The 23,532-nt window shown below is 65.3% G+C and carries 19 protein-coding genes and 3 pseudogenes; 10 read left to right on the top strand and 12 right to left on the bottom strand.

Going from position 1 to position 23,532, the window contains the following annotated elements:
* Positions 1-23: 23 nt before the first annotated feature.
* Positions 24-1,043 (bottom strand): methyltransferase, encoded by a 1,020-nt coding sequence (locus RHA1_RS03530; protein WP_011593984.1) that lies wholly within the window; start codon positions 1,041-1,043, stop codon positions 24-26.
* Positions 1,044-1,150: 107 nt separating this feature from the next.
* On the opposite strand from RHA1_RS03530, the gene RHA1_RS03525 reads away from it, so the two are divergent.
* A complete protein-coding gene (locus RHA1_RS03525) occupies positions 1,151-2,272 on the top strand; it encodes a helix-turn-helix transcriptional regulator (protein ID WP_016880668.1) in 1,122 nt (373 codons plus the stop codon).
* A gap of 385 nt (positions 2,273-2,657) precedes the next feature.
* Here the strand turns inward: RHA1_RS03525 and RHA1_RS51600 are convergent, their stop codons facing one another.
* On the bottom strand, positions 2,658-2,876 hold the full coding sequence (locus tag RHA1_RS51600; protein WP_009473350.1) for a hypothetical protein: 219 nt from the start codon (positions 2,874-2,876) through the stop codon (positions 2,658-2,660).
* 324 nt (positions 2,877-3,200) lie between these two features.
* Here RHA1_RS51600 and RHA1_RS03515 point away from each other — a divergent pair, with 324 nt between their 5' ends.
* Together RHA1_RS03515 and RHA1_RS53510 are read left to right on the top strand one after the other, a co-directional pair.
* Positions 3,201-4,742 (top strand): alpha/beta hydrolase, encoded by a 1,542-nt coding sequence (locus tag RHA1_RS03515; protein ID WP_011593980.1) that lies wholly within the window; start codon positions 3,201-3,203, stop codon positions 4,740-4,742.
* Between the two features lie 717 nt (positions 4,743-5,459).
* Positions 5,460-5,549, top strand: a pseudogene (locus RHA1_RS53510) (acyl-CoA dehydrogenase family protein); the annotation flags it as partial.
* A gap of 263 nt (positions 5,550-5,812) precedes the next feature.
* On the opposite strand, the gene RHA1_RS03510 reads toward RHA1_RS53510, so the two are convergent.
* The 5 genes from RHA1_RS03510 to RHA1_RS03495 all read right to left on the bottom strand — a co-directional run bounded on the left by RHA1_RS03510 (position 5,813) and on the right by RHA1_RS03495 (position 12,841).
* Positions 5,813-7,822: a fatty acid desaturase gene (locus RHA1_RS03510; protein WP_011593978.1), complete on the bottom strand. Its 2,010-nt coding sequence runs from the start codon at positions 7,820-7,822 to the stop codon at positions 5,813-5,815.
* A gap of 125 nt (positions 7,823-7,947) precedes the next feature.
* Positions 7,948-9,198 (bottom strand): PucR family transcriptional regulator, encoded by a 1,251-nt coding sequence (locus RHA1_RS03505; protein ID WP_016884888.1) that lies wholly within the window; start codon positions 9,196-9,198, stop codon positions 7,948-7,950.
* A 203-nt stretch (positions 9,199-9,401) separates the two neighbouring features.
* Entirely contained in the window at positions 9,402-9,659 is a 258-nt protein-coding gene (locus RHA1_RS49250) for an aldolase/citrate lyase family protein (protein ID WP_148228369.1), read from the bottom strand.
* 979 nt (positions 9,660-10,638) lie between these two features.
* Positions 10,639-12,054, bottom strand: a complete 1,416-nt coding sequence (locus RHA1_RS03500) for an SLC13 family permease (protein WP_041811018.1) — start codon at positions 12,052-12,054, stop codon at positions 10,639-10,641.
* A gap of 313 nt (positions 12,055-12,367) precedes the next feature.
* Positions 12,368-12,841: an Lrp/AsnC family transcriptional regulator gene (locus tag RHA1_RS03495; protein ID WP_011593973.1), complete on the bottom strand. Its 474-nt coding sequence runs from the start codon at positions 12,839-12,841 to the stop codon at positions 12,368-12,370.
* Positions 12,842-13,083: 242 nt separating this feature from the next.
* Here RHA1_RS03495 and leuC point away from each other — a divergent pair, with 242 nt between their 5' ends.
* The 5 genes from leuC to RHA1_RS51595 all read left to right on the top strand — a co-directional run bounded on the left by leuC (position 13,084) and on the right by RHA1_RS51595 (position 19,798).
* The gene (gene leuC, locus RHA1_RS03490; RefSeq protein WP_011593972.1) at positions 13,084-14,487 is read left to right on the top strand and encodes a 3-isopropylmalate dehydratase large subunit; all 1,404 of its coding nucleotides are present in this window, start codon (positions 13,084-13,086) and stop codon (positions 14,485-14,487) included.
* Positions 14,488-14,493: 6 nt separating this feature from the next.
* Complete coding sequence (leuD, locus tag RHA1_RS03485) at positions 14,494-15,111, top strand: 3-isopropylmalate dehydratase small subunit (RefSeq protein ID WP_011593971.1); 618 nt, start codon at positions 14,494-14,496, stop codon at positions 15,109-15,111.
* Complete coding sequence (locus RHA1_RS03480; RefSeq protein ID WP_011593970.1) at positions 15,104-15,880, top strand: RraA family protein; 777 nt, start codon at positions 15,104-15,106, stop codon at positions 15,878-15,880. Before leuD ends, RHA1_RS03480 begins: the two co-directional genes overlap by 8 nt.
* 35 nt (positions 15,881-15,915) lie before the next feature.
* The gene (locus RHA1_RS03475; protein WP_081437399.1) at positions 15,916-19,425 is read left to right on the top strand and encodes an indolepyruvate ferredoxin oxidoreductase family protein; all 3,510 of its coding nucleotides are present in this window, start codon (positions 15,916-15,918) and stop codon (positions 19,423-19,425) included.
* 118 nt (positions 19,426-19,543) lie between these two features.
* A complete protein-coding gene (locus RHA1_RS51595) occupies positions 19,544-19,798 on the top strand; it encodes a hypothetical protein (protein ID WP_041811017.1) in 255 nt (84 codons plus the stop codon).
* 26 nt (positions 19,799-19,824) lie between these two features.
* Here the strand turns inward: RHA1_RS51595 and RHA1_RS51590 are convergent.
* Both RHA1_RS51590 and RHA1_RS50340 read right to left on the bottom strand, forming a co-directional pair.
* Positions 19,825-19,938, bottom strand: a pseudogene (locus RHA1_RS51590) (TetR/AcrR family transcriptional regulator); the annotation flags it as partial.
* Between the two features lie 193 nt (positions 19,939-20,131).
* On the bottom strand, positions 20,132-20,287 hold the full coding sequence (locus RHA1_RS50340; RefSeq protein WP_011593967.1) for a DUF6131 family protein: 156 nt from the start codon (positions 20,285-20,287) through the stop codon (positions 20,132-20,134).
* Between the two features lie 227 nt (positions 20,288-20,514).
* Between RHA1_RS50340 and RHA1_RS03460 the strand changes: the two genes are divergently transcribed.
* On the top strand, positions 20,515-20,790 hold the full coding sequence (locus RHA1_RS03460; protein WP_011593966.1) for a hypothetical protein: 276 nt from the start codon (positions 20,515-20,517) through the stop codon (positions 20,788-20,790).
* 66 nt (positions 20,791-20,856) lie between these two features.
* Here the strand turns inward: RHA1_RS03460 and RHA1_RS53505 are convergent.
* From RHA1_RS53505 to RHA1_RS03440, 3 genes and pseudogenes are all read right to left on the bottom strand, one after another.
* Positions 20,857-21,149: pseudogene (locus tag RHA1_RS53505) on the bottom strand (hypothetical protein).
* Positions 21,150-21,399: 250 nt separating this feature from the next.
* On the bottom strand, positions 21,400-21,735 hold the full coding sequence (locus tag RHA1_RS50335) for a hypothetical protein (protein WP_011593963.1): 336 nt from the start codon (positions 21,733-21,735) through the stop codon (positions 21,400-21,402).
* A 234-nt stretch (positions 21,736-21,969) separates the two neighbouring features.
* Positions 21,970-22,524: a TetR family transcriptional regulator gene (locus RHA1_RS03440; protein ID WP_237726844.1), complete on the bottom strand. Its 555-nt coding sequence runs from the start codon at positions 22,522-22,524 to the stop codon at positions 21,970-21,972.
* Between the two features lie 659 nt (positions 22,525-23,183).
* Here RHA1_RS03440 and RHA1_RS03435 point away from each other — a divergent pair.
* Positions 23,184-23,459 carry a hypothetical protein gene (locus RHA1_RS03435; RefSeq protein WP_011593959.1) on the top strand — a complete coding sequence of 92 codons (276 nt, stop codon included), beginning with the start codon at positions 23,184-23,186 and terminating at the stop codon, positions 23,457-23,459.
* Positions 23,460-23,532 lie beyond the last annotated feature (73 nt).

Below are 23,532 nucleotides of genomic sequence, written 5' to 3'. Positions count from 1 at the left end.
TGCTCCTTGGGTGTTGTCTTGTTTCATGCGGTTTCGGCGACAATGACGCTCATCGGGCCGGTGAGCGAGCGATGGTCGCGGCAGCGCCAGCCAGTGTCCTGCAGCCAGGCGATGCCTTCTCCGACGCTGTAGACGTCGCCGTGTTCGAGGTGGACCGCGAATTCGCCCGCCATCAGGGCGGCCGCGACCGGCTGGGTGTGGGTGGGGTCGGTCCAGAAGTCGGCAATCAGCAGCGTGGCGCCGGGTGCGGCGACGTCGCGAATGCGTTTTAGCAGCGCACGATTCTGCTCCGGCGACCAGTAATGCACCAGGTTCGCGACCAGGAAGGCGTCGTATCCGGTGGGCAGCGGGTCGGCCATCGCGTCGCCGGCGTATACGTCGATTCGCCCCTCCATCCCGACCGACGCGATGCGGTCCTGCGCGGTCTGGGCAACCGCCGGCAGCTCGAACACGGTCGCGCTCAGTTGCGGGCAGTGGCGCGCCACCGCGATGGACCAGGAGCCGGTGCCGCCGCCGATGTCGAGGAGTCGATGACTGCCGGACAGATCGACCGTGTCCGGCAGGGCGAGCGAGGAGCCGGCCGAAAACGCCTCGATACCGATCGAGGCGATGGGTTGCAGGGCGGCGTCGAGGTCGAAGATCTGGCGTTTCGGCCCGCGGGCGAGTGCGCCGGCCAGGTCTTCCCACGCCGGGAAGCTGATCTTGTCCCAGAACCGCAGCAGCGGACGCAGGTCGGCGGGCGATCCGCCGGCGAGGAACGCGGCCGCCGTCTCGGTATTGACATACTGTTCGCCTCGGCGTTCGAGCATACCCATCGCGACCATGGCGTCGGCGCTGATCCGGGTGGCTCGGGCAGTAAGCCCGCTGCGGGCGGCCAGGCCATGCAGGTCGGTGGGGCCCTCGCCCAACGCCTCGAACAAGCCGAGTTCGCTGGCGGCGAAGAGGTGTTTGGCGGCCATGAACCCGGACGCCAGCTGCATGATCGGCTCCGGGCTAGGCAGGTCGTGGTCGGTTTCGGCGGAGGTAGGGGCTGTCATCGTCATGCAACCAGCGTCGTCGTTGTCGGTTCTGCCTCATATCCCTGAATCCTGGGGAATTCACCCAGATTTCTGGGGTAGGCAGCCCTAACCTGCTGCGATACACTTCGGAGATGGCGCAGAGCTTGCTGCCACGCGTCCGCGATCAAATCTCGCGTGCCGCCGCCGACCAGCTGGACTGGGTGGGGTACAGCGCGCGAATGAGCGAGGCCCTGCGCGCGGTGATCCCACATGACCGCTGCTGCTGGCACACCGTCGACCCGGGCACCATCCTGTTCACCGGCAGCGTCAACCGGAACGTTGGGTGTTCCGGATCCTGGTTGGCGCACTACGAATACGAGGTCGAGGACGTCGACAAGTGGGCGTTTCTTGCGCACAGTGGCCGCCTGGCGGGTGCACTTAGTCTGGATACCCACGGAGATTTGTCCCGCAGTGCACGGCACCGTTCGCACGAGGCGTACGGAATCGGCGACGAGCTGCGGGTCTCCCTGGTGTCGGACGGGGTCTACTGGGGTGCAGCGGCATTCCTGCGCGATGCGGGCGCGCCCTGGTACACCGCCGAGCACGTCCGCGCAATCGCCGCGCTGGCGCCCGCGCTCGCGACCGGTCTGCGACATTCGATGCTCCACAAGGTCGAGGCCGCCGTGACGACCGTGGACTACGGCCCCGGCGTGGTGGTCTTCGACGCCGCGGGCAACCCGGAATCGGTCTCACCCGCCGCGGAACGCTGGATCGACGAAATTGTCGAGGTCCCGGCGCCGTCGACGCCGTTCGAATCGAAGGTCGTGCAAGCCATCGCGGCCCGGGCGCGGGCAATCGAACCGGGCACCGATCCGCTGGAACTTGCCGCGCGCTCGCGGGTACGCACGCGATCCGGCGCCTGGCTGTTGCTGTACGGGACCAGGCTTTCCGGCGTCGAAGACGGACGCACCGCCGTCATCATCCAACCCGCGACGCCGCATGAGATCGCGCCCGTCATTGCCATGGCCTACGGACTGTCCCAACGCGAATGTCATCTCACTGCGCTGTGCATCCAAGGGCGATCGACAAGGGAGATGGCGCACGCAATGTCGTTATCCGTCTACACAATTCAAGACCACATGAAGTCGATCTTCGACAAGACCGGGGTGCGCAGCCGCGGGGAATTGGTGGGGCAGATATTCCTCGAGCACTACGCGCCACGCTGGGAGACGGCATCCCCGCCATCCGGATGGTGGGCGAAGGGCATCAACTGAATTCGCCGAACTCTCAGCTGTGCGTATCTGCTTCACGGCCAGTGGCGCGCCAACCAAGAAGGTTCACCGCCCGAACCATCTCTCCTTCCACGACGCTGGCGCTCACCGATACTTTGCCGTCGACCGGGAAGGTGCCCCTCGCACATTCTGTCGCCGCCGCAGCGAACGGAGGTGGCCCCGATTCCCTCCGTTCGTCCTGCAAGCCCAATCCCAATTCACACGACCAGCAGCGGCTCCGCGAGTCCGGCAGGCAGCGCCATATAAAGCCGCGAAATCGATGCCACTTATCGCCGTGAGTCACAACCAAACCCGCGGGTCAGAGTGGGTGTCGGAAAACGATCGTTTCTGCAGCTCACGAATGCGGCCCGCGACAGTCACGGCGTGTTCACGATGGATCGTCGGGAACCGCCCACAGGCCCGGGCCGGTCCGTCGGCCGGTGTCGGGGTTCAGTGCCCGGAGCTGTTCGGCGTCGTCGCTCAGTGCTTTCTGTGGGTGGGGTCGGGCGTCCTCGGTGACCTCTGGTGGTAGTGGGCAGTCTTGGTGTGCGAGGTCGGGGGTGTTGTCGATGAGCCGCGCCGCTCGCAGGGGGAGTGGCTCGGGCACTCGGACCGTGGGCGGTCGCGGCGTGGTCTCGGGTCGGGACGCCGAGGGTGGAGAACGTCGACATCGCTGTCGCCGGCTCGTCGGGACCTGTGTTGGCGCCGGTGAGGGCGGCGACTTCGACGAGGGCGGCGATTGTCGCACCGAGGGTGGGGGGCATGGTGATGGCTGGGTAGCATGCTGCCCTCGCGATTTCAGCGGCCTGTGTGGCCGCTTCGCCGGTAACGGCGCTCCCACTGCTATGGGTGTGCCAGGATTTATCCGAGTAAATACTCGGGCCGAGCCCGAACACAAGGTTCGGGCGGTCGCCATTTCAGGGTGGTTGACATGCGGTTTGTGAACCAGATAACGGCGATAGCGTTTGTCTCGATTCTCGTCAGCTCAGCGTGTAGCAGCAATTCCGATCCGTCCGGTGCGCCACCGACGACTGTGGCGCATCCGCCGGCGGAGTTTGTCGAGGGTCCGTGCGCGAAGACGCCAAATCCGGTCCCACTGCTGGAGAATGCTCGCTGCGGGGAATTGTCGGTACCGGTGAACCGCACCAGAGAAGACAGCGGATCCTTGCGCTTGGCAGTTGCGATCGTTCCGTCGGAAACGCAGCCGCCGGCCAAGGCTCCGATCGTCTTTCTCATGGGCGGGCCCGGTCAGGATGCGGTCACCGATCCCCCGGTCAACCCGGACGTGCCGCTGAACCGTGATCGCGATCTGATCCTGATGGGACAGCGCGGCAACATAACGTCCAGCTCGCCGTTGCCCTGCCCGGAGATTTTCGAGTTCTTCGCCCACAGGATCGGAATGGCGTGGAACGCCGAGTCCACACGGGATGCGTACGTAGAAGCGGTGAAGGAGTGCCACGACCGCCTGGATCCCACCGTTGACCTCTCGGCATTCAATTCGACCGAGAGCACCTATGACCTGATCGACTTACGCAAGGCACTCGGCCTCGAGAGGTGGAATGTGTTCTCCCACTCGTACGGTACCGATCTTGCGTTGATCTACATGCGTCAAGACGCCGACGCTATCGAGTCGATCGTGTTCGACGGAGTGACGCCTCCATCGGCTGCTGCCCTGGGGTGGACCTGGGCCAGCGCTCGCCAAGCATTCGACAACATGGTCAAGGCGTGCGAGGACCAGCGGGCATGCAAAGAGCGCTATCCCGACCTGGGGGCCACGTTCATCCGGCTGGTCAACGAGCTTGAAGCGAAGCCCATCACCACGACGGTCAACGTTGAGGGTGTAGGAGAGACGAAAGTTGTCGTCGACGGCGGAATGCTGCTGAACTGGTTTGTCCCCGTGGCTACCCATCTACCGAAAGAGTTCCCCTCAACGGTCGATGAGCTCGCACACGGGAATGCGCAGCCCATTGCGTCGCGGTGGGCCGAGGTGTGGGGGCATCCGGAGAGGGGCGTCCTCCATTGGGGTCTCACCCTGAGCATTTGGTGCCGTGAATGGATCCCGTTCGAGACCGTCGAGCAGTCAATGCAACAGGCGGAAAAGGAATTCCCTGAACTCCCGGAGTCCGTTCGGGCCCAAGCGCCGCAGCTGCCGTTCCTGCGCGACGCCTGCCAGGTGTGGGACGTGCCGAGGGCCCCTGACTCGATCCGAGACATCACCGTCAGTGACATCCCTTCGCTTGTGCTGTCGGGTACCTACGACGGGCAGACCGGAGCGGTGTGGGGCGACTACATCGCGAAGGATCTCTCGCAATCCATAGTCGCGGTGGTGCCCGGAGCTGCACACGGTGTGTATGCAGAGCCACCGTGCGGAGCCGAGATAATCGCGTCGTTTTTCGACAATCCGGAGAGGCCGGACACAGCCTGCACGGACACGACGCAACTGCCGGCATACGACATTCTCCCGCCACGCTGATGACGACCGAGGTGTTCGCCGTCGGTGGCCCTGAGTTGTCGCGCCGGGCGGTGCTTGGCGGGGCGGTCGCCGGGTTGGCGGTGCTCGTTAGCCTGCGCAATTTCTGGACCGCTGGCTCCACCGTGCACTTCCCGACCGGGACATGTCGCGGGAGTACCGAGATCGCCGCCTACTTCGAGCAGGTCTTCGCCGCCGTCACCACCTGCGCCGAATCCGAGCCCCATCAGGAGTGCGATCAGCGGGCGTCGGCTTCCGCGCCCATCACGCACCCAGGACCATCGAGAACCGGCCAGTCCGTACCCGACAGCCCCGAGAACCAAGGCCCCGAGCACGATCAGTGCGGCGGCCATCCCGGGCCACGTCGGTGCCCAGGATGTGGGCGGTGGCTCGGCCGCGAATCTGGCGATCGCAATTATCGGGCCCGGCGGCCCGAAGGTCGGCGGCCCGATCCACCTCCACGCCAACGACGCGAGCACTCCGAGGAGGGCGCCATAGATCGCCAACGCCGGACCCAAATTCGAGCTATCGGCAGAACGGCTACGTGCAGTCACTTCAGTAGTTCACCAGACCGAGGCTCACGCCTGTACCCCGTTCGCCGATCGCTACGGGTCGTAGGCGTCGTTCAGCTCGGTGTACTTCGCGAGGACTTGTGCCCGCTCGACACCGAAGGGTAGCCGGCAACGAAAGTGGCCCCTATTCGAAGACCAGCTTCGCGTAAGGCGCGGGATGGATGCTCGAGTGACCAAGATCTGGGCAGGATCGGACGAGATCATGAAAGAGATCATCGGCCGCGATCTCTCATTGTGATGTCGCTGGTCGGGGATTGCCATCGTACGCTGGCGCACTGCGATGCGAGTGTCACAGTGCGGCCCGCCAGGGGAGCGGGCCGCACTCGATATGACGTTGCCGGGTCGATGACGCTATGTGTGAACCGGATTCACCGGCGGTCACCCCCGCCGCTGACCGAGGCAAGCCGCCAGAAGTTTCCGGCCACGGCCCACCTGGTGCCCTGGCGACGGCGGCGCCGGTGACCCGTGCGGCCTTCTCGCGGTGTTCGCGTATGTGTTTGCTCAGCTGTCGTAGTCGACTGCGACTGTGGGTGTGGTGGGGTGGGATTGACAGGTCAGTATGAAGCCGGCCTCGGTCTCGGCCGTCTGAAGTGCGAAATTTTGCTCCATCGATACTGCTCCTGTGGTGACTCGGGCTCTGCAGGTGCCGCACGCGCCGCCGAGGCAGGCATAGGGGGCGTCGATGTTGTTTTTCAGCGCGGATTCGAGGACGGTCTCACCGGGGGCGAGTTGCACGGTGTGGTTCGCGCCGGACAGCGTGATGGTCACTTCGGAGGCGGGGAAGTCGTCGACCTGCGTGGGTCGGTTCGTGCCGCGGAACAGTTCGAGGTGTATCCGCTCGGTCGGCACCTTTTCGGTTGCGAGGTCATCGCGGATGGTGGTGGCGAGTTCGCTCGGGCCGCACAGGTACCACCGATCGATCGACGTGAGGTCGATGGCGAGGAGGCGGTGAACCATCGCCAGGTCGATACGGCCGCGAAGAGGTGCGGGGTGGTGCGCCTGGGCTGAGCGGATGTGGAGGATGCGTAGCCGGTCTGCGTACCGGGATTCGAGCTCGTCGAGTTCGGCGGCGAACATGGTCGACTCTGCGGTTCGGTTGCCGTAGAAGAGGGTGAAGCGGCTCTCGGTCTCGATCTCCATGGTGGTGCGCAGAATCGACAGGATGGGCGTGATGCCGCTCCCGGCGGCTACCGCGACATAGTGGTGCCGGGCGAGTGGATCGAGGGGTGCGCCGAAGCTACCCGTGGGGGTCATCAGTTCCAGGACGTCACCGGCTCGCAGCGTGTCGACCGCGAAGCTCGAGAACTTCCCGCCGGGGATGTGGCGTACTCCGATCGACAGTTCTCCCGAGGTGGCGGAGGTGCAGATCGAGTAGTTTCGTCGCACCTGCTGTCCGCCGATGCGGTGTCGCACGGTCAGGTGTTGGCCGGCCTGGAAGTGGAACTGGTCGCTGAGGTGATCGGGGACGTCGAAAGTGACTTTGACGCTGTCTGGGGTCAGCGGCTCGACGCTTGTGACAGGGATCGGGTGGGTGCTGGCATGGCGTGCCGCGGAGGCAGGCGGCATTCGGACTGGGAGCAGTGCAGCGAGTGTGCCGTTGAGGCGTTTCCACTCCTGGTACTGCGTGGCGTCGAGCTGTTGCCCAAAGACGGTGCTTATTGCCGAGTCGCGCTCGAGGTAGGCGGCCTCATTGCGTTGCCAGGCCGCGACGTAGCGGTAGAAGGGGACGGAGGGGTGTAAGTGGTGGACCAGGTGGTAGTTCTGCGACAAGAGCAGGGGAGTCAGGATCCATTCTGAGCCGACGCGGTTGCGGGTCGCGCGGTAGCGGTTCTCACGTTGGGTGTCTTCGAGGTCGTGGTGGGGTAGCCAGTCGAACCACCAGGCGAGCACGAACATCGCGACCCGTTCGGGGATCAGGTAGATCAGCGCGAGCGTCCACAGATGTCCGGTGAAGGCGGCCGAGGCGATGACGGTCACCGAAAGGGTCATCAACGACGCCGTTTCGAGAATCTCGGCGCGTGGTCGGCGACGCAGGTTGCGTACCAGGAAACTGATGTATGGCAGGTCCATGGCCGGGAAGCGGATGGGCAGCTGCCACCAGGGTGAGGCGCTGACGAAGTGATCGGGATCGGACTTACCGTCGTTGGTGTTGCGATGGTGCTCGATATGGATGAACGCGAAAGATCTGAATGAAATCAGAGGCGAGACGAAGAACATTGCCACGCGACCGAAGGCGACGTTGACCCAGCGATGTGAGCTGATCGAGTAATGCGAGGCGTCGTGCAGCACGGTGAACAGGACGAAGATTGCTGCGGAGCTCGCGGCGATGGTGGCGATCGCAGGCAACGTGTCGGTGAGCGCGGCCCAGGTCGAGAGGCCGAAGAGCGCAAGCGCAGATGTGCCGATGCCGACTATCGGCCAGGACAGCGTGGGAACCTGCTCGCCCGGATCAGGCAAGGAGTGCTGCGAGGCCGCTGCTGGGGGTTGGGGTGCTCGAGTCGTAGTCGACATCGGACTCCTCCTTCGCGCTTCGGGATGAGATTCCTCACAACCTAGATCCGGCCGGTATCGGTCGACAAGGCCTTCCCAGCCCTCTCCGGTGTGCTGTCAGCACATTCTCCGTGCTCGGGCGCCGGTCAGCGAGGCTCTGACCCGTGCAACACCGAGGCCCCCAGCACATTGCAGACGGTCAGCGCTGCGTGTAGTTCGGCGATGTTGATCGTTGCGGGCCGGCCCCTGCGCTCTTCGGCACGACGCACCCTTTGCAGGACCGTGTTCCGGTGGATTCCCAAGGTGCTCGCTGCGGTCGCCAGACTCCCTTGCGCGTCGAGAACAGCCAGGAGCGCGGCGCGCTCGCTGCGCTCTTTTGCGTCGTCCCGTGCGAGAGCGCCGAGCTGAGCGGCGACGAAGGCCCGCGCCGCATCCAGGTCGCGCGAGATGGCGTCTACCAACGCAACATCGCTGAACTGGGTGATCGATGGCGCCGCGCGACCGGATAGTTCGATGATTCGGCGAGTGCGTAGAGCCTCGAGGTGGGAGGTGCGGAAACCGGCTGCCCCCGGATGGGGTGAGCCCACCGCGATGTGAACGTTTTCGCGTTCGCCGGGAAACTCAGTCGCCATGCCCGTGAGCGAAGTTCTCACGTCCCCCGTGATCGATGCCCATCCCCACACCGCGAGTGGGCCGTCCGCCACGACGAGTGAGTGACCGGCCCCAAGGAACCTTCCAACCTGCCGAGCGAATCCCTCGAGGTCGACGCCGCGGTCGTCGACCCAGCACACGAAACCGATCTGCCGACCGGTGAACCGGTGGCTGAGCACACGTTCGGCGCGAGCGATGTCGACGCGTTCCCCAGCGAGCAGTGCCCGCACAAGATCGGCGCGTTCGGCTCTTGCCTGGTTCTGGCGTCGGTCGAGCTCAGCGACGTACTCGGCAGCTACCAGACTGGAAATGCGGTCGATGTATCGAAATCCGAAGCGCTCGAGATCGATAAACGTCCTCAACGCGACAGCGGGGTCCTCGATCCAGTCAGTGAGTGAGTCGGAAAGCTTCTCGGTGAAGTACTCATGACCTAACCGATAGAACCGCAGCATCACATCGACGCTGTGCCCGCGTGATGCCATCGCGCGCGCGTGTTCGAGCGCCGTTACCGGCGCCTCCGCAGCCGCTACGTCGATCCCATGACGAACCATCGAAAGTACCGCTTCGAGATTCGACGAGCACGATCCCAGGGTCAGGCCGCGAAGCTCGGCATCCCCGCCGACCTCCGGTATCCGTTCGGCTATATACCTCAGCATGTCGTCAGCCAGGCTGGACACATTCGCCAGCAAATACGCAGCAATACCCCTTCCAGCCTCCGCACCGTGAGCCGGCTCCAGCGCCTCCATATCTGCACACTAACGTCGACCGAACTGCTACGGCCGACCCTTCACGACCGACGCAGCAATGGAGTTGTTGTTCCGTGGCTGCGCATGGCGAGGTCATGACCACCCATCAGAATCCGATCGACCAGCAATCGCCGGCCATCTATGCTGGTCACGAGTCTCCGGGATCAGTTTCGTCTTGGTAGCCAAACCATCTGCCGGAGACCTCACCCATTCCCAGTCAACGGGCCACATCCGCACCGGCATGACCCAGATACGTAGGACAAGAGCGACACCCGCCGCACCGGCGGTACGCGTGCTGGGTCCTTCTTCGCGGCGATGACACCGTCCTCCAGGTCAAGGACTACAACGTCAGCCTGACTGCTGGTTGCGTCGGGGAAAGCTTCAGGTTTTGCCGCAGACACCAGGAGCCACGATCGAGCGTGCTCGTAGGGAATCGTGCTTGAAGGCTCAGACCGAAGCATGGACTCTATCGGTCCTCTCGTGGTGTGGATGAGATTGTGGCCGCGGCGCGGTTTTCCATGGCGGCTCGACCAGAGCCGGGAGGGGCCACAGCCACGTCGAAGGCTGGCGCCGTAGGTCGAGCCTTCCTGTCCGGCATGCAGCATCGCAGGAGTTGGAGTTCGATTCGCGCGGCGGTCCAGGCAATGTCCGCCGTGCGGAATGGCGACGGGCCGCCTCCGACCCGATGCAGCGTGATTGGACAGATGCTCAGAGCTCTGGGTACGGCCAAGCGACCTGCACGCCACCGTCGAGAACGATCGTCTGCCCGCCCCCTGGGAGGGGCCGTTTCGTCTGTGATGGTGCTGTGACCTGGCGTGATGACATGTCCCCGGTTTGTGATGTGGGAGTGCCGGCGAGGTGTCGGGGAGGAGTACCGGTGCCGGGTGCCGCGACGCGGGCCATTGAACCCGGCGGCTTCGACCCTGGATTACCCCGTATATGTGGTCGGAAACGACGGTGGAGGGTTCGTCGTCGGCGTGGATCGTCCCCATGCCGGGCTGGGTCTGCCCATCATCGACCGCTACGGACACAGAGGGTTCATGCTTATGCTCGCCGAACACGCCGAGTAGGAACACCGCCGAGTAGAAGGTTCGACATCCGCTACCTGGATCCGCGCGGGCATTCTGGGCTAAGCGGACAGGCGAGTGTGGTGGACTTCAGATGGTCGTATCCGGGCCCCGAGCTGGAAGGTCGCCCAATGCGCGTCGGCGAACTCGAAGACGATGATCGAGGCGCGGCGGATCCCGGCCGAGCGGCCCGAATGGATCGCCGGGCATCGAACAGGGCGGAGGCGGCGCTCGGAAACCATTCGACGGAATGGTGCACCGCCGCGGGATGCTGTGCGGCGGCGGACTCTCTTCGGTGCGCTCCGCACGATGAAGCGCCGGCCACTGGAAGTGACCGGCGCTTGGGTATCGCAGAGGGATTGGGGTCCTGCGGCTAAACAGATGTGGGGAGGACGACGAGGAGCCAGGCGAGGATGGGGGCGACGAGGACGACGTACCCGGTGTATTTGAAGAGGGAGCGCTGGAACTTGTCGCGGTCGGGGACCTGGGCGTTGGCGAGGACCATGACGCCGTTGCTGGACAGGGGGCTGACGTCGACGATGACTGCGGAGAAGGAGACGGCGGCGACGAATCCGATGAGGCCGACCTCGCCCATCATCAGTAGCGGTGCCGCGAGGGGGAGGACGATGCCGAGGGTTCCGATGGACGAACCGACCGCGGAGACGGCGGCGACGGCGTAGCAGAGGATCAGGGCCGTCAGGAGTGGGGAGCCGAGGGAGGCTGCCGCGTCACCGAGGAACTCGAGAGTGCCGTTGGCCTTGAGCACGCTCATGTAGGTGAGCATTCCGCAGACGAGGAGTACCGCGGACCAGGTGACGTTGTTGACGGCGGGCTTGTGCTTGTTGGGTGCGAGGACGAGGAGGATGGCCGCGATGACCATCGAGCACACGCCGACGTCGATCTGGAAAACGGCGGATCCGATGAGCAGGGCGACCATGCCGAGGAGAGTGAGGACACGCAGCGGGGTGAATCCGGTGGATTCGATTTCCTCGAGCCGGTCCGGTTCGCGTCCGGGCTGCGGCGATTCGGTGGTCAGCACCATGGGGCCGGCACCGTGTCTGGCGGAGGTGCCGTGCTGGCCGGTGTTTGCTCCGGTGGTGACGAGGTCGCCGCCGCGTGGTTGCGGTGTGGGACTTCCTGCGATGGTGGGGTTGTCGGCGGCGAGGTCGTCGACATCGATGGTTTGGTCGTCCGTGCAGAGCAGGTCACGGCCGCGGACGAGGAAGAGGCCGAGTGCGAGTACGAAGCTGAGGCCGAGGGGGATGACATACAGGGCGAGGGGGTTGGTGGGCAGGCCGGCGGACTGGAGCCAGCCGTTGGTAAATGCGCCGTAGACGGTGATCGGGGAGAAGGCGGCACCGAGCACGCCGTGGCTGATCATCATCCCCATCAGCAGGGGGTCGATCTTGTAGCGCTTGGCGATCGGCATGGCGATGGGGGCGAGCATCCCGACTGCCAGTACCGAGCCCATCGTCATCAGGCCGGCGCCGAGGAAGAACATCAGCCAGACGATGGCCCAGCGTTTGCCTCGGACGAGTTTGAGTGCCCCGGCGACGATCAGGTCGACGGTGCCGTTGACCCGGGCGATTCCGAACAGCAGGGTGATCCCGACGATGATGGTGAAGATGCTGCCGGGGAAGAACCCGAAGATGTCGTCCATGGATAGTCCGGACAGCCAGCCGCCGATCACGAAGGCGGCGGCGAACGCCAAGACCCCCATGTTGATGGGTGTCATGGTGCCGATCGCGAACAGGGCGATCAACGCCGCGATCGAGATGAAGTAGAGCATCGGAGGTAACCCTTTCGGTGGATGCCCGGGGATCCGAGCCGCCTGCCGGTGTGAATCGGTGGCAGTGAGCCGATGGCGGCGACGCCTGATCCGCCGGGGACCGCAGGTGGCGTTGCCGTGCCCCGCTATTGAAGGGTGATGGCGGTCACAGAATCAACTGGCCCGCCGAGAAAGCATCCAGTTGCTCAACGTGAACCAGTCGCGGTCAGGGCCGTTGAGCCAATAGCTCAGTATCCCGGCCCTCGCGTGGCGGATGGTTCAACTGAATCGCGAGCAGCGAGCCAGAAGCTCGGCTATCCCGGGATCCGGCAAATCAATTTTCTGCCCGCAGTTTCTCCACGATCGGAATGGTTCGGGGCCAGATGCGCCGGCTCAGGACGATCTCGGAGCGGGTGCGCAGGACGCCTTCGGTCTTCATGACCGACTGGAGGACGTCCTCGAAATGGGAGTTGTCTCGGGCGACGAAGCGGCACAGTAGATCTCCTTCACCGGAGACGGTGTTGGCCTCGATGAGTTCGGGGATCGCGGTCAGCCGCTCCAGGGTTTCGTTGACCTGGCTCTGGGCGATGTGGACGTGCACGAACGCCATGACGGCGTAACCCAGCGGGGCGAGATTGATTTGAGGGCGCCAGGTGACGATCACCCCTGCTTTTTCGAGTTTGGTGATCCGGGCCTGGGCGGTGTTGCGGGCGATGTTGAGTCGGCGGGAGTACTCGCGCACGCCTGCGCGGGGTTCTTCGACGATGAGTCGGAGGATGTCGAGGTCGAGTTTGTCGAAGCCGTCCACTGGTACTCCTGTCGTGAGGGCGGGAAAGTAGTCCAAATGCGCATCCGGTTGTTCCGAGGCCATCCATAGTTGAGCACTTGGCATCATTTTTTGCGCGTGTGTTTATCTCACGGTACAGGTCTGCGTATGTTGTGGGTCACATCGAGCACGGCGGTCCGGTCGACGGACGGCCGCTCTGCACACTCCGCCTCACCACTGTGGGTCGATGGCGAATGCTGGCTAGGAAGGAACGGGTGCTGATCATGGGCTACACGCTGGCGGACAAGATCTGGAGGAGCCATGTGGTGCGCTCCGCCGAGGGTGAACCGGACTTGGTCTACATCGACATGCACCTGCTGCACGAGGTGAACACCCCCGCCGCCTTCGCCGGTCTGCGTGCCGCCGGCCGCACCGTCCGCCGCCCCGACTTGACCCTGGGCACCGAGGATCACAACACACCGACCGACGACGTGCTGCGGATGATCACCGACCCGGGCGCGGTCGAGCAGCTCGACCACATTCGGCGTAACTGCCGGGATTTCGGTATCGAGCTGTATTCGCTCGGGGATTCCGCGCGGGGGATCGTGCACGTCATCGGTCCCGAGCTCGGACTGACCCAGCCCGGGATGACGCTGGTCTGCTGTGACTCGCACACCAGCACCCACGGCGCTTTCGGCGTCCTGGCCTTCGGCATCGGCACCAGCCAGGTCGAGCACGTTCTGGCCACCCAGACACTGCCGATGGCGCCGATGCAGAACATGCGCGTGGTCGTCGACGGTCAGCTGCCACCGGGAGCAACGGCGAAGGACCTCATCCTCGCGGTGATCGAGCAGATCGGTACCAGCGGCGGGCAGGGCCACGTCATCGAGTACCAGGGTGAGGCCATTCGTGCGTTATCCATGGAAGGCCGGATGACGGTGTGCAACATGTCCATCGAAGCCGGCGCCCGGGCCGGTCTCATCGCCCCCGACGACGTCACCATCGAGTATCTGCGCGGCCGCCCGCACGCGCCGTCCGGGGCCGCGTTCGAGGAGGAGGCCGCGTACTGGCGGACCTTCCATTCCGACGACGACGCCGTCTTCGGCAAGGAAGTGCACCTCGACGCCGGCACCATCACCCCTCGGGTGTCCTGGGGAACCAACCCTGCCCAGTCCCTGCCACTCCACGCCAACGTCCCCGACCCGGGCACCTTCGTCGACGCGGTGGATCGCGCCGCCGCCGAACGCGCCCTGGCCTACATGCAGCTGACTCCGGGAACGCCGCTGCGCGACATCGCGGTCGATGCGGTGTTCATCGGGTCGTGCACCAACGGCCGGATCGAGGACCTGCGGGAGGTGGCCGCCGTGTGGGAGGGCCGGCGCATCGCGCCCGGGGTCGACGTTCTCGTCGTCCCCGGGTCGGAGGCCGTCCGCGCGCAGGCCGTGGAGGAAGGCCTCGCCGAGATCTTCGCCGCGGCCGGTGCCCCGCTGCGGTACTCCGGGTGCTCGATGTGCGTGGCGCTCAACGACGACCGACTACGCCCAGGCCAGCGGGCGGCGTCGACCAACAACCGCAACTTCGAGGGCCGGCAGGGGCGGGGTGTGATGACGCACCTGGTCTCACCCGCAGTGGCCGCCGCGACCGCGATCACCGGACGCCTCACGGCGCCCGCAGACCTGGAGGACTGACCACCCATGAAGAGTTTTACCGAACACACCGGAATCGCTGCGCCGCTGCGGGTTTCCGATGTCGACACCGACCAGATCATCCCGGCGCGGTTCTGCACCGGGGTGACCAAGGAAGGCTATGGGGATGCCTTGCTTCACGATTGGCGTCTCGACCCGGAGTTCGTGCTCAATCGACCCAGCTACCGGAACGCGACGATCCTGGTGGCCGGGGAGAACTTCGGTGTCGGATCGTCCCGGGAAATGGCGGTCTGGGCGCTGCGGAACTTCGGCTTCAAGGCCGTCCTCGCCCCGCGGTTCGGAGACATCTTCCGCGGCAACTCCCTAAAGAACGGGCTGCTGACGGTCACGCTCGAGCAGTCGGTGATCGACGAACTCTGGGACACGATCGACAGCAGACCCGAGGCCCCCATCACCGTTGACCTGGTCCGACGGGAGGTCCGTGCGAGCGGTGCCACCTACCCGTTCGACCTGGACGACAACGCCCGCTGGCGGCTGCTGAACGGCTACGACGACATCAGCCTGACCCTGCGCGATGTCGAAGACATCGACACCTACGAGGCGGCCCGCCGGCGCACCCTGCCGACGTCGCGCCGGGTCGCGATGGAAGGAGCACGCCGTGGCTGACACCGACCTCACCGACAGCCGAGCGCGCATGACCGGCACCGTTCCGCCGTCGAAGATCCTCACCACCGAGATCCCGCGCTACGTCGAAGACTATTCGACCCGGTTGCTGTCGATACCGGACGTCGCGTCCGCCGTCGCCGACGCCCTCGACGAACTCGGCATCGGCGCAGCGATCACCGCGACAGACCTGCCACCGGTGGCGGCCGACGCGCGGATGTGCGGCCCCGCGGTGACCTTGCGATATGTCCCTCTCGGAGGGGACGTGACCGGCAACCGCGAAACCGGGCGCGGCACCACCTTCGGTGACCGCGACCTCTACGGCCTGGGCCGCCCCGGCGACGTCGCTGTCATGGACTGTTCGGGATCGCGGTCCGGCGCGGTGATGGGTGCCCTGTCCGCCCGCTGGGCCGTGAAAGCGGAGATCGCCGGATGCGTCGTCGACGGCGCGATCCGTGACACGGCCTCCATCCTCGCCAGTGGTCTGCCGGTATGGAGTGCCACCCGGAATCCCGCCGCCGCCCGCTACCGCTACGAGACCGTGCAGATGAACGGCCAGGTCTCCCTGTTCGGGCATTTGGTCCACCCCGGCGACTACATCGTCGCCGACATCGACGGGGTCTGCGTGATCCCGTTCTTCGACGTCCCACGCGTCGTCGAGCACTGCGAGAACGCTCACCGCACCGAAGTCGCCTTCATCGACCGCATCGACGCGGCGGCGACTCTGGAAGAACTCGTCGCCGGGCTGACTCCGGGCACTGCCCCCGCCTGACCGCCGACGTCGACATCACACGAAGGAACACCGCCTTGTCCTCCACCATGCAGACCCGCCCGTCCACGTTCTCGCTCGACGACCGCTACGTCCTCGAAGAAGGCTCGGTCTACCTGACCGGCATCCAGGCATTGGTACGCGTGCTACGGGACAGGGCCATCCTCGACCGGCGGCGCGGCCACCGCACCTCGTCCTTCGTCTCCGGCTACGAAGGATCACCGCTGGCCGGGTACGACCTCGAAATCGCCCGCAAACGCAAGCTTCTCGACGAGTTCGACCTCGTGCACCGTCCCGGTGTCAACGAAGAACTGGCCGCCACCGCCGTGCTCGGCACTCAGATGGCGCCGCAGATCGGACATCTGCGTTCGGACGGGGTCACCGGGTACTGGTACGGCAAGTCCCCCGGACTCGACCGCGCCTCCGATGCCATCCGGCACGCGAACCTCGTCGGAACCGATCCGCACGGCGGCGCCGTCGCCCTCGTCGGCGACGACCCGGGCGGGAAGTCCTCGAGCCTGGCGTGCGCGTCCGAGGTCGCCATGGCGGATCTGCTCATCCCCACCCTCTACCCGGCCGATTCCCAGGAGGTGCTCGACTACGGGCTGCATGCACCGTTCCTGTCCCGGTTCACCGGCCTGTGGTCGGGACTGAAAATCGTCACCGCCGTCGCCGACGGCGCGAGCTCCGCCGCCGTGCACCCCGACCGGATCGACCCGAGCTTCGGTGATATCGGACCGAGCACATACACCCCGAACGCCAACCTCGTCGGCCCCAACCTGCTCACCCTCGAACGCAGCCAGATGATGGACCGACTGCCCCGCGCGCTCGACTACGCTCGCATCAACAAACTGAACGACATCGCGCAATCCGGGCCCGACGACCGGATCGGCATCGTCACCTCCGGGAAGACGTATCTCGATCTGCGCGAGGCACTCTCACTGTTCGGTCTCGGACCTGCAGACCTGCGCCGGTACGGGATCCGCATCCTCAAGCTCGGCATGATCTACCCCGTCGACCCCGAGATCGTGCACCGGTTCGCTGCGGGGCTCGGCGAGATCATCGTCCTCGAGGAGAAGCGGGCGTTCCTCGAGACCGCGGTCCGCGACATCCTCTACCGGCGCGCCAACGCCCCGGTGGTCATCGGTAAGACCGACCCGAACGGCAAATCCCTGGTCAACATCTTCGGAGAGCTCGACGCCGACCTGATCGCCAACGCCCTCAGCCGCCGACTGGGCGACGAATACGGCATCGAACCGGTCCAGCAGTGGAAGCAGCGCCCCCGGACCTCGAAGATCGCACTGCCGCTGCTCAGCCGCACCCCCTACTTCTGCTCCGGCTGCCCACACAACTCCTCGACCAAAGTGGCACCCGACACGCTGATCGGCGGCGGAATCGGCTGCCACGCCATGGTGATGATGATGGACGACAAGCAGGTCGGCGACGTCATCGGGCTGACCCAGATGGGCGGCGAAGGCGCCCAATGGATCGGCATGGCCCCGTTCCTCGAGGAAAACCACCTCGTCCAGAACATCGGCGACGGCACGTTCATGCACTCGGGCAGCCTGGCGCTGCGCGCCGCCGTCGCCTCCGGAGAGAACGTCACCTACAAGCTGCTCTACAACGCCACCGTCGCCATGACCGGCGGACAGGACCCGGTCGGCGCCATGCCGCTGGACCGGATCACCCGGCTGCTCCTGGCCGAAGGCGTGAAGAAGGTCGTGGTCACCACCGAAGACCCCAAGCGCATCAGCGCACTGAAACTCCCCAAGGGCGTCGAGATCCGGGACCGGGACGACCTCGTCGACGTCCAGACGGAACTGGCGGCCATCCCCGGGGTCACCGTCCTGGTGCACGACCAGGAATGTGCCGCCGAGAAGCGCCGCAAGCGCAAGCGCGGCACACTGCCCACCCCGACCACCCGGGTGATGATCAACGAACGCATCTGCGAAGGCTGCGGCGACTGCGGGGAGAAGTCCAACTGCCTGTCGGTGCACCCCACCGACACCGAATTCGGCCGCAAGACCACGATCCACCAATCCTCCTGCAACCTCGACTACTCCTGCTTGAAAGGGGACTGCCCGTCCTTCGTGACCATCACCCCCGGCCCGAGGGAACAGCGCACCCCCGTCCCGGCCATCGCCGCCGACCTGATCGCCGACCCGGACGTGCCGGCGATCGACGACCAGTTCGGGATGCGGATCATGGGCGTCGGCGGCACCGGTGTCATCACCGTCGCGCAGATCCTGGCCACCGCCGCCGTGATCGACGGCAAGTTCGTCCGCAGCCTCGACCAGACCGGCCTGGCCCAAAAGGGCGGGGCCGTGGTGTCGGACCTGAAGATCAGCGCCGAACCACGCGAGGGCGCCTCGAAGATCGGCCAGGGACGCTGCGGCCTCTACCTCGGCTGCGACTCCCTCGTCGCCACCGACCCCAACAACTTGAAGGTGGCCAACAGCTCCGACACCGTCGCCGTCGTCTCCACCACCGAAATCCCCACCGGTCAGATGATCGTCGACACCGCAGTGCACTTCCCGGAACTGAGCACCATTCGCAGCGCCATCGACGGTGCCACCTCCCGCGCGATCTACCTCGACCCGGCCCTGCTCTCGCGTGAGCTGTTCGACGACGAGCAGTACACGAACATGCTCCTGATCGGAGCCGCCTTCCAGACCGGTGTCCTCCCCATCACCGCGGCCGCGATCGAGCAGGCAATCACCCTCAACGGTGTCTCGATCGAGGCGAATCTGCAGGCATTCCGCCGCGGCCGCCAGGCCATCGCGGACCCCGACGCCCTCACCGCCGCCATCGACGGCAACCGGCGGGCAGTGTTCGAACCGGCCGCTCCGTCCCCCCAGACCCTCGCCCTCGCCGGCACGGTCCGGGCCGCAACCGATTCCGAACTCGCCCGCATCGTCGAGCTACGCACCGCCGAACTCATCGACTACCAGGACACCGACTACGCCCGCGACTACGCCGAGTTCGTGGAATCGGTACGCCGGCAGGAGGCTACGCTGGCCGGACACTCCGCCGTGCTGGCCGAGGCAGTCGCGAAGAACCTGTTCAAACTCATGGCCTACAAGGACGAGTACGAAGTCGCACGTCTCGCCCTCGATCCTGCCTTCGACACCGCGATCAAGGACACCTTCGGCAAGAGCGCGAAACACTCAGTGCGCCTGCATCCCCCGATGCTGCGCGCAATGGGGATGAAGAACAAACTCTCACTCGGATCCTGGATCAACCCCGGATTCCGGACCCTGCACCGGATGCGCAAGATCCGCGGCACCAAGCTCGATGTGTTCGGCTACCATCACATCCGGAAGATGGAACGCGAGCTGATCACCGAATACCGCGAAACCATCGAGCAACTCCTGCACCTGCTCAACCCGCACAGCCTCACCGCGGCGGTGGAGATCGCCGAACTGCCCGACCTCATCCGCGGATACGAACAGATCAAGGTCGCCAACGTGGCGACATACCACCAGGAACTGCACAAGCTCCTCCAGGCGTACCCGCTGACCGCCCGAGCCGAAAAGCAGGCCGTGTAGAAGCCGGCACGCAAACCGGCGGACACCGCTCACAGCGAGGCCCACACTCATGCATGCGACGGTGCCACCGCGCAGCACCGCACACGGAACATCACACGGAACATCACAAGGAACATCCATGAAGAAGTACGTCCCGTCCTGGCACGACGAGGAGGTCAAAGCACTGTCCGACCTCGCCACCGGATTCTTCGAACGAGAAGTCCTCGCCCACAACGAAACGTCGTTGACGGCCGGATCGACCAACAGGGACGAGATGCCGATCAGCGCCTCGAACGCGGGTATCCGGGAGGTGAGAAACGGGCGGCACGCGAGCTGGAACCGGGCACTGCCCGCCTCGATGACCGCGCGGGCAAGGTCTTCCTTGGAGCTGTAATGGTCGTACAACGCCCCCTTGCTGACCTGAGCGCGTGTGGTGATGGTGTTGAGCCGGGCATCGGCGTAGCCGACGCGGGCGAACACCGCCGCCGCTGCGCGTAGCGGCGCCGCACCGGTGATTTCCGCCCGCTTCTGCATTACGTGCCTTCGAGGGAGCGAGTGCCGTTGTTCATGTCAGGAACCGCCGCAGCGATCCAACTCCTCCACTACCCACGTTCTGGTCGGGTATCGCTGGCGTGCTCCCGAACCGGGGGAGCACCCGGGTTCCCACCGCCGCCGACCAGCTTGCATGCGGAGAGAGAAGTGCGCAGGGTGCCGGGGTGTCCGGCCTTTAGAACCAGTGACGGCGGCCGCCGACGGCGCGGCCGGTGCCCCCGAGCAGCGCGAGGATGACCCCGATGACCAACAGGATGATGCCAATGGTCCACAGGATCGAGATATGCGCCACGAATCCGATCACGAGCAGAATCAGTCCGAGAATGATCACGCTGAACCTCGTTTCGCCGCGAGTGGGCCATCGACCCGGCGGCCTCGACCCTGGATTACCCCATATACGTGGTCGGAAACGACGGTGGAGGGTTCGCCGTCGTAGATCGTCCGGTCCCGTACCCCTAGGCCGCGTCCCTGGTCTGCCCGCCATCCATCGCACTGACGGACACTGAGGGGTCATGCTTATGTTCGGCGAACACCGCCGAGGGAGAAGGTTCGACACGCATGCCCGAGAAAAACCGCAAGCAACCGGAGCCCCGAACCTTGACCGTGGGTACCCGGGTGTTGGTCCAGAGACAATTCGGACACGCCGAGGCCGGCGCGATCGTCGAGGACTACTCCGACCTGACGGACACCGCCGAACGCGGGCACGACTGGGCGCCCGTGCATCGGTGGGCGGTTGCCCTAGACGACGGGCGTCTGGTCTTCGCCGATACCGCTGACCTCACCATCGAGCCCGGAACCCGGGGATCCGGTCCGGGGGCCAGGACAACTGGCTGAGCGGCCGCATGCGGCCGACTGAGCTTCCAGATGCCTACGGCGACAGGTCCGGCTGAGCCGAGCTGGTCACTTCACGGTCACGCTCCCGGTGAAGAAGAACGGGGCCTGGTTGCCGAAGCAGACGACGGTCACGTTGGATCCCTTCGCGAAGCCGCCCAGCCTGCCGACACCTGGGGCGAAGGCCCCGGTCTTGAAATTGAACCCCGAGTCGAAGCCGAAGCAGGTCCAGTTTTCCTTGTCCGGCACGGTGACAGTTACTTCCCCCGAACTTGCTGCCGCGACGCTCAGTGCGGCACTGCCGTTGCGGTACCCGTCCCGAGCGCGATCGCGGGAGCGATGACGGCCGATGCGATTGCCATGCGCGCCGCGCTCTTCTTCTTCACCTTGCTCACCTCATCCTGAGAGTCCCCGACTCCTGTAGCGAACGGGGGGTGAACATGCGGCGCGTCACGTCGTCCGGGACCACCGTCGAAGTTCAGGAACCCATTCTGTGAACACCTCAGAATTCCCCTGAAAGTGCAGGTCAAACCCTTGTGTCAGAGGTGACTCCGCTGATGCCCCATGGTGCCGACTCCGTAGTGCTGGGGCTGTCGGCCCCTGAAAGGGCGCTCATCGCTCTCTCGGCATCGGCCGCCGGCGGGCCTTCAGCGCGCGATGACCGTGTGGTCCGATTTTGGTGCTGCGACCCGTCGGGGGGCGTGGATGCGCTGCGCCCGGGCGTTCTCGTGGGCCGCGATTGCGTTCTGCCAGTCCTGGTCGGTCGGGGGGCCCATCGGACGTCGGCGACGGCGGTACGCCGAGTCGGGTGGCGACCTGCTCCCACGACATGCCCGCGGCGAGAGCCGCGGGCACGGCGCGGGCGAGGTACTCGTCGGTCTGTTCGCCCGCTGGTGCGGAACCGATGGTGTCGCGTCCGTTCCCGGGAGCGGTCACGGATTCCTTCATGGGGCCGACCTCATCGGTCGGAGATTCGTGGGCACCGTGGATCGCGCCGCACCGGATACTCCGTCGCGCGACGGACCGACATGGGATGCGACCGGTGGGACCGGGTGTTCGGGATCAGGATCGATCGGCGTGTCCGTGGGTGCGGCGGTGACTGGTGTGCGGCGGTGCGCGAAGTGCAGGAAGTACGTTTCGTCTTCTGGGGTGGTGAGCGCGGGCAGCAGCACCCGCCAACTCTCATCCACCCCTGGCGGGCCCCCGCGTCGGGGATGCCGGTCCCGGTGGCGTGCAGCTGGGCACCGTAGGCAACTGCGATGAGTACCTCGGCGACCTCCTGCGGATCGAGGCCCGCCCGGAAATCTCCCTCGCGATGGCCCGCTCCACCAGGCCCCGAAACGCTTCGGTCCAAGTGTGGATGGTCGTGGTACGAAGATGGCCGCTGCTGTCGCCGATCTCGCGGACCAACCGGAACGCGGCCCGCACCATCGCCTCCCTTCGACCCGCATCCGCCAGGGTGTAGGAGAGCTCGATGAGCGCTTCGACGGCACGGGGATGGCGGCGTATCAGCCGCGAGCGAAGATGGCCCATGCGGTTCATCCCCTCGGAGATGACCGCGTCGGCGAGGGCCGGTTTCGACGTGAAATGGTGGTACACCGCGCCCTTGCCGACGCCCGAGTGCCCGGTGATGATCTCCAAAGTCGTGTTTACATACCCGTTTCGGTCGAATTCTTCGGCCGCACGCTGCAATACGCTATTCCGGGTCACGCGAGCCCGTTGTTGAATGACGATCACTCCTTCTTGAGGGGTCACTTTCGACGGCGATGTCTTCTATATGTGAGGTGCCGAAAGCTGTGCTGCGGCGGTATGCACCGGGGAGTAATTCTTGATCTGGTTTCGGGATGAGTCGCCGCTCATGGCGGTGGCTCGGCTCCCACCTGGTGAACCGAGCCGCCGCCGTTCCAGGGTGTATACGCCGATCAGCCGATTCCGATGCCGCCGCCGAATGTCACACTGAGCCACTTCAGGAACGCCTCGAAGGCGATCGAGAGGTCAATACCTGCAGAACCCATGAACCCTTCACTCCTCTTACCTGTTGTCGTTTACGAGATCATCCATCCCGCTTACCTGCATATCGCTCGGAGGTGCCCTCGTCGTTTCACCGAAACCGAAATTGGACACGATTTCGGACTTAACGAAAGACCAAATTCATTTGGACGAGTGATCAAAATAGGAAATGGACGAGTGATCAAAATGTGCGAAATCCCTGGGGTGAATCAGGACCAGGGGACTGGATCGATCCGGTGTGGCGTGGGTGCCGGATCTGCTTCCGCGTTCGGCGCCGCGCAACACAACGGGCCGTCGTGGCGATACATGGGCGGGGCGGGGTTGGGTGATCGATCGCGTCAGCGACCGTCGCCCTCGGCAACCAAGGAAGTTTTTCAGTGCTCGGTATGAACCTGTTCTGGGTGGTCGCGGTGCTCGCTGCCACGCTGATCGTGGTCGCAGCATCTTTCGCCGCGGCGGTCACCGCTGACGCGGCGTCTCGCAGGCAGGGGCCGGAACGGGCCGATCAGGTTGCATCCGACCCGGGGACGCGGGTGCTCACGGTCGAGTCACGGCATGGCGGACGGGATTGGCACCGGGTCGCGATACGGGCGTGGACGGTCTGTGTGGCCGCCTCTCTTATCGTGGTCGCGTTCGTCGGTGTGCTGATCATCGTGGGATGAGGATCAGCACTGGGCCACACCGCCCCTGAAGATCGAGATCGGAAGGCGCACAGTCCACCCGACCGTCACATCC

This window comes from Rhodococcus jostii RHA1 (assembly GCF_000014565.1).
GTDB lineage: Bacteria > Actinomycetota > Actinomycetes > Mycobacteriales > Mycobacteriaceae > Rhodococcus_F > Rhodococcus_F jostii_A.
This window is presented reverse-complemented; position numbering and strand designations above follow the sequence as displayed.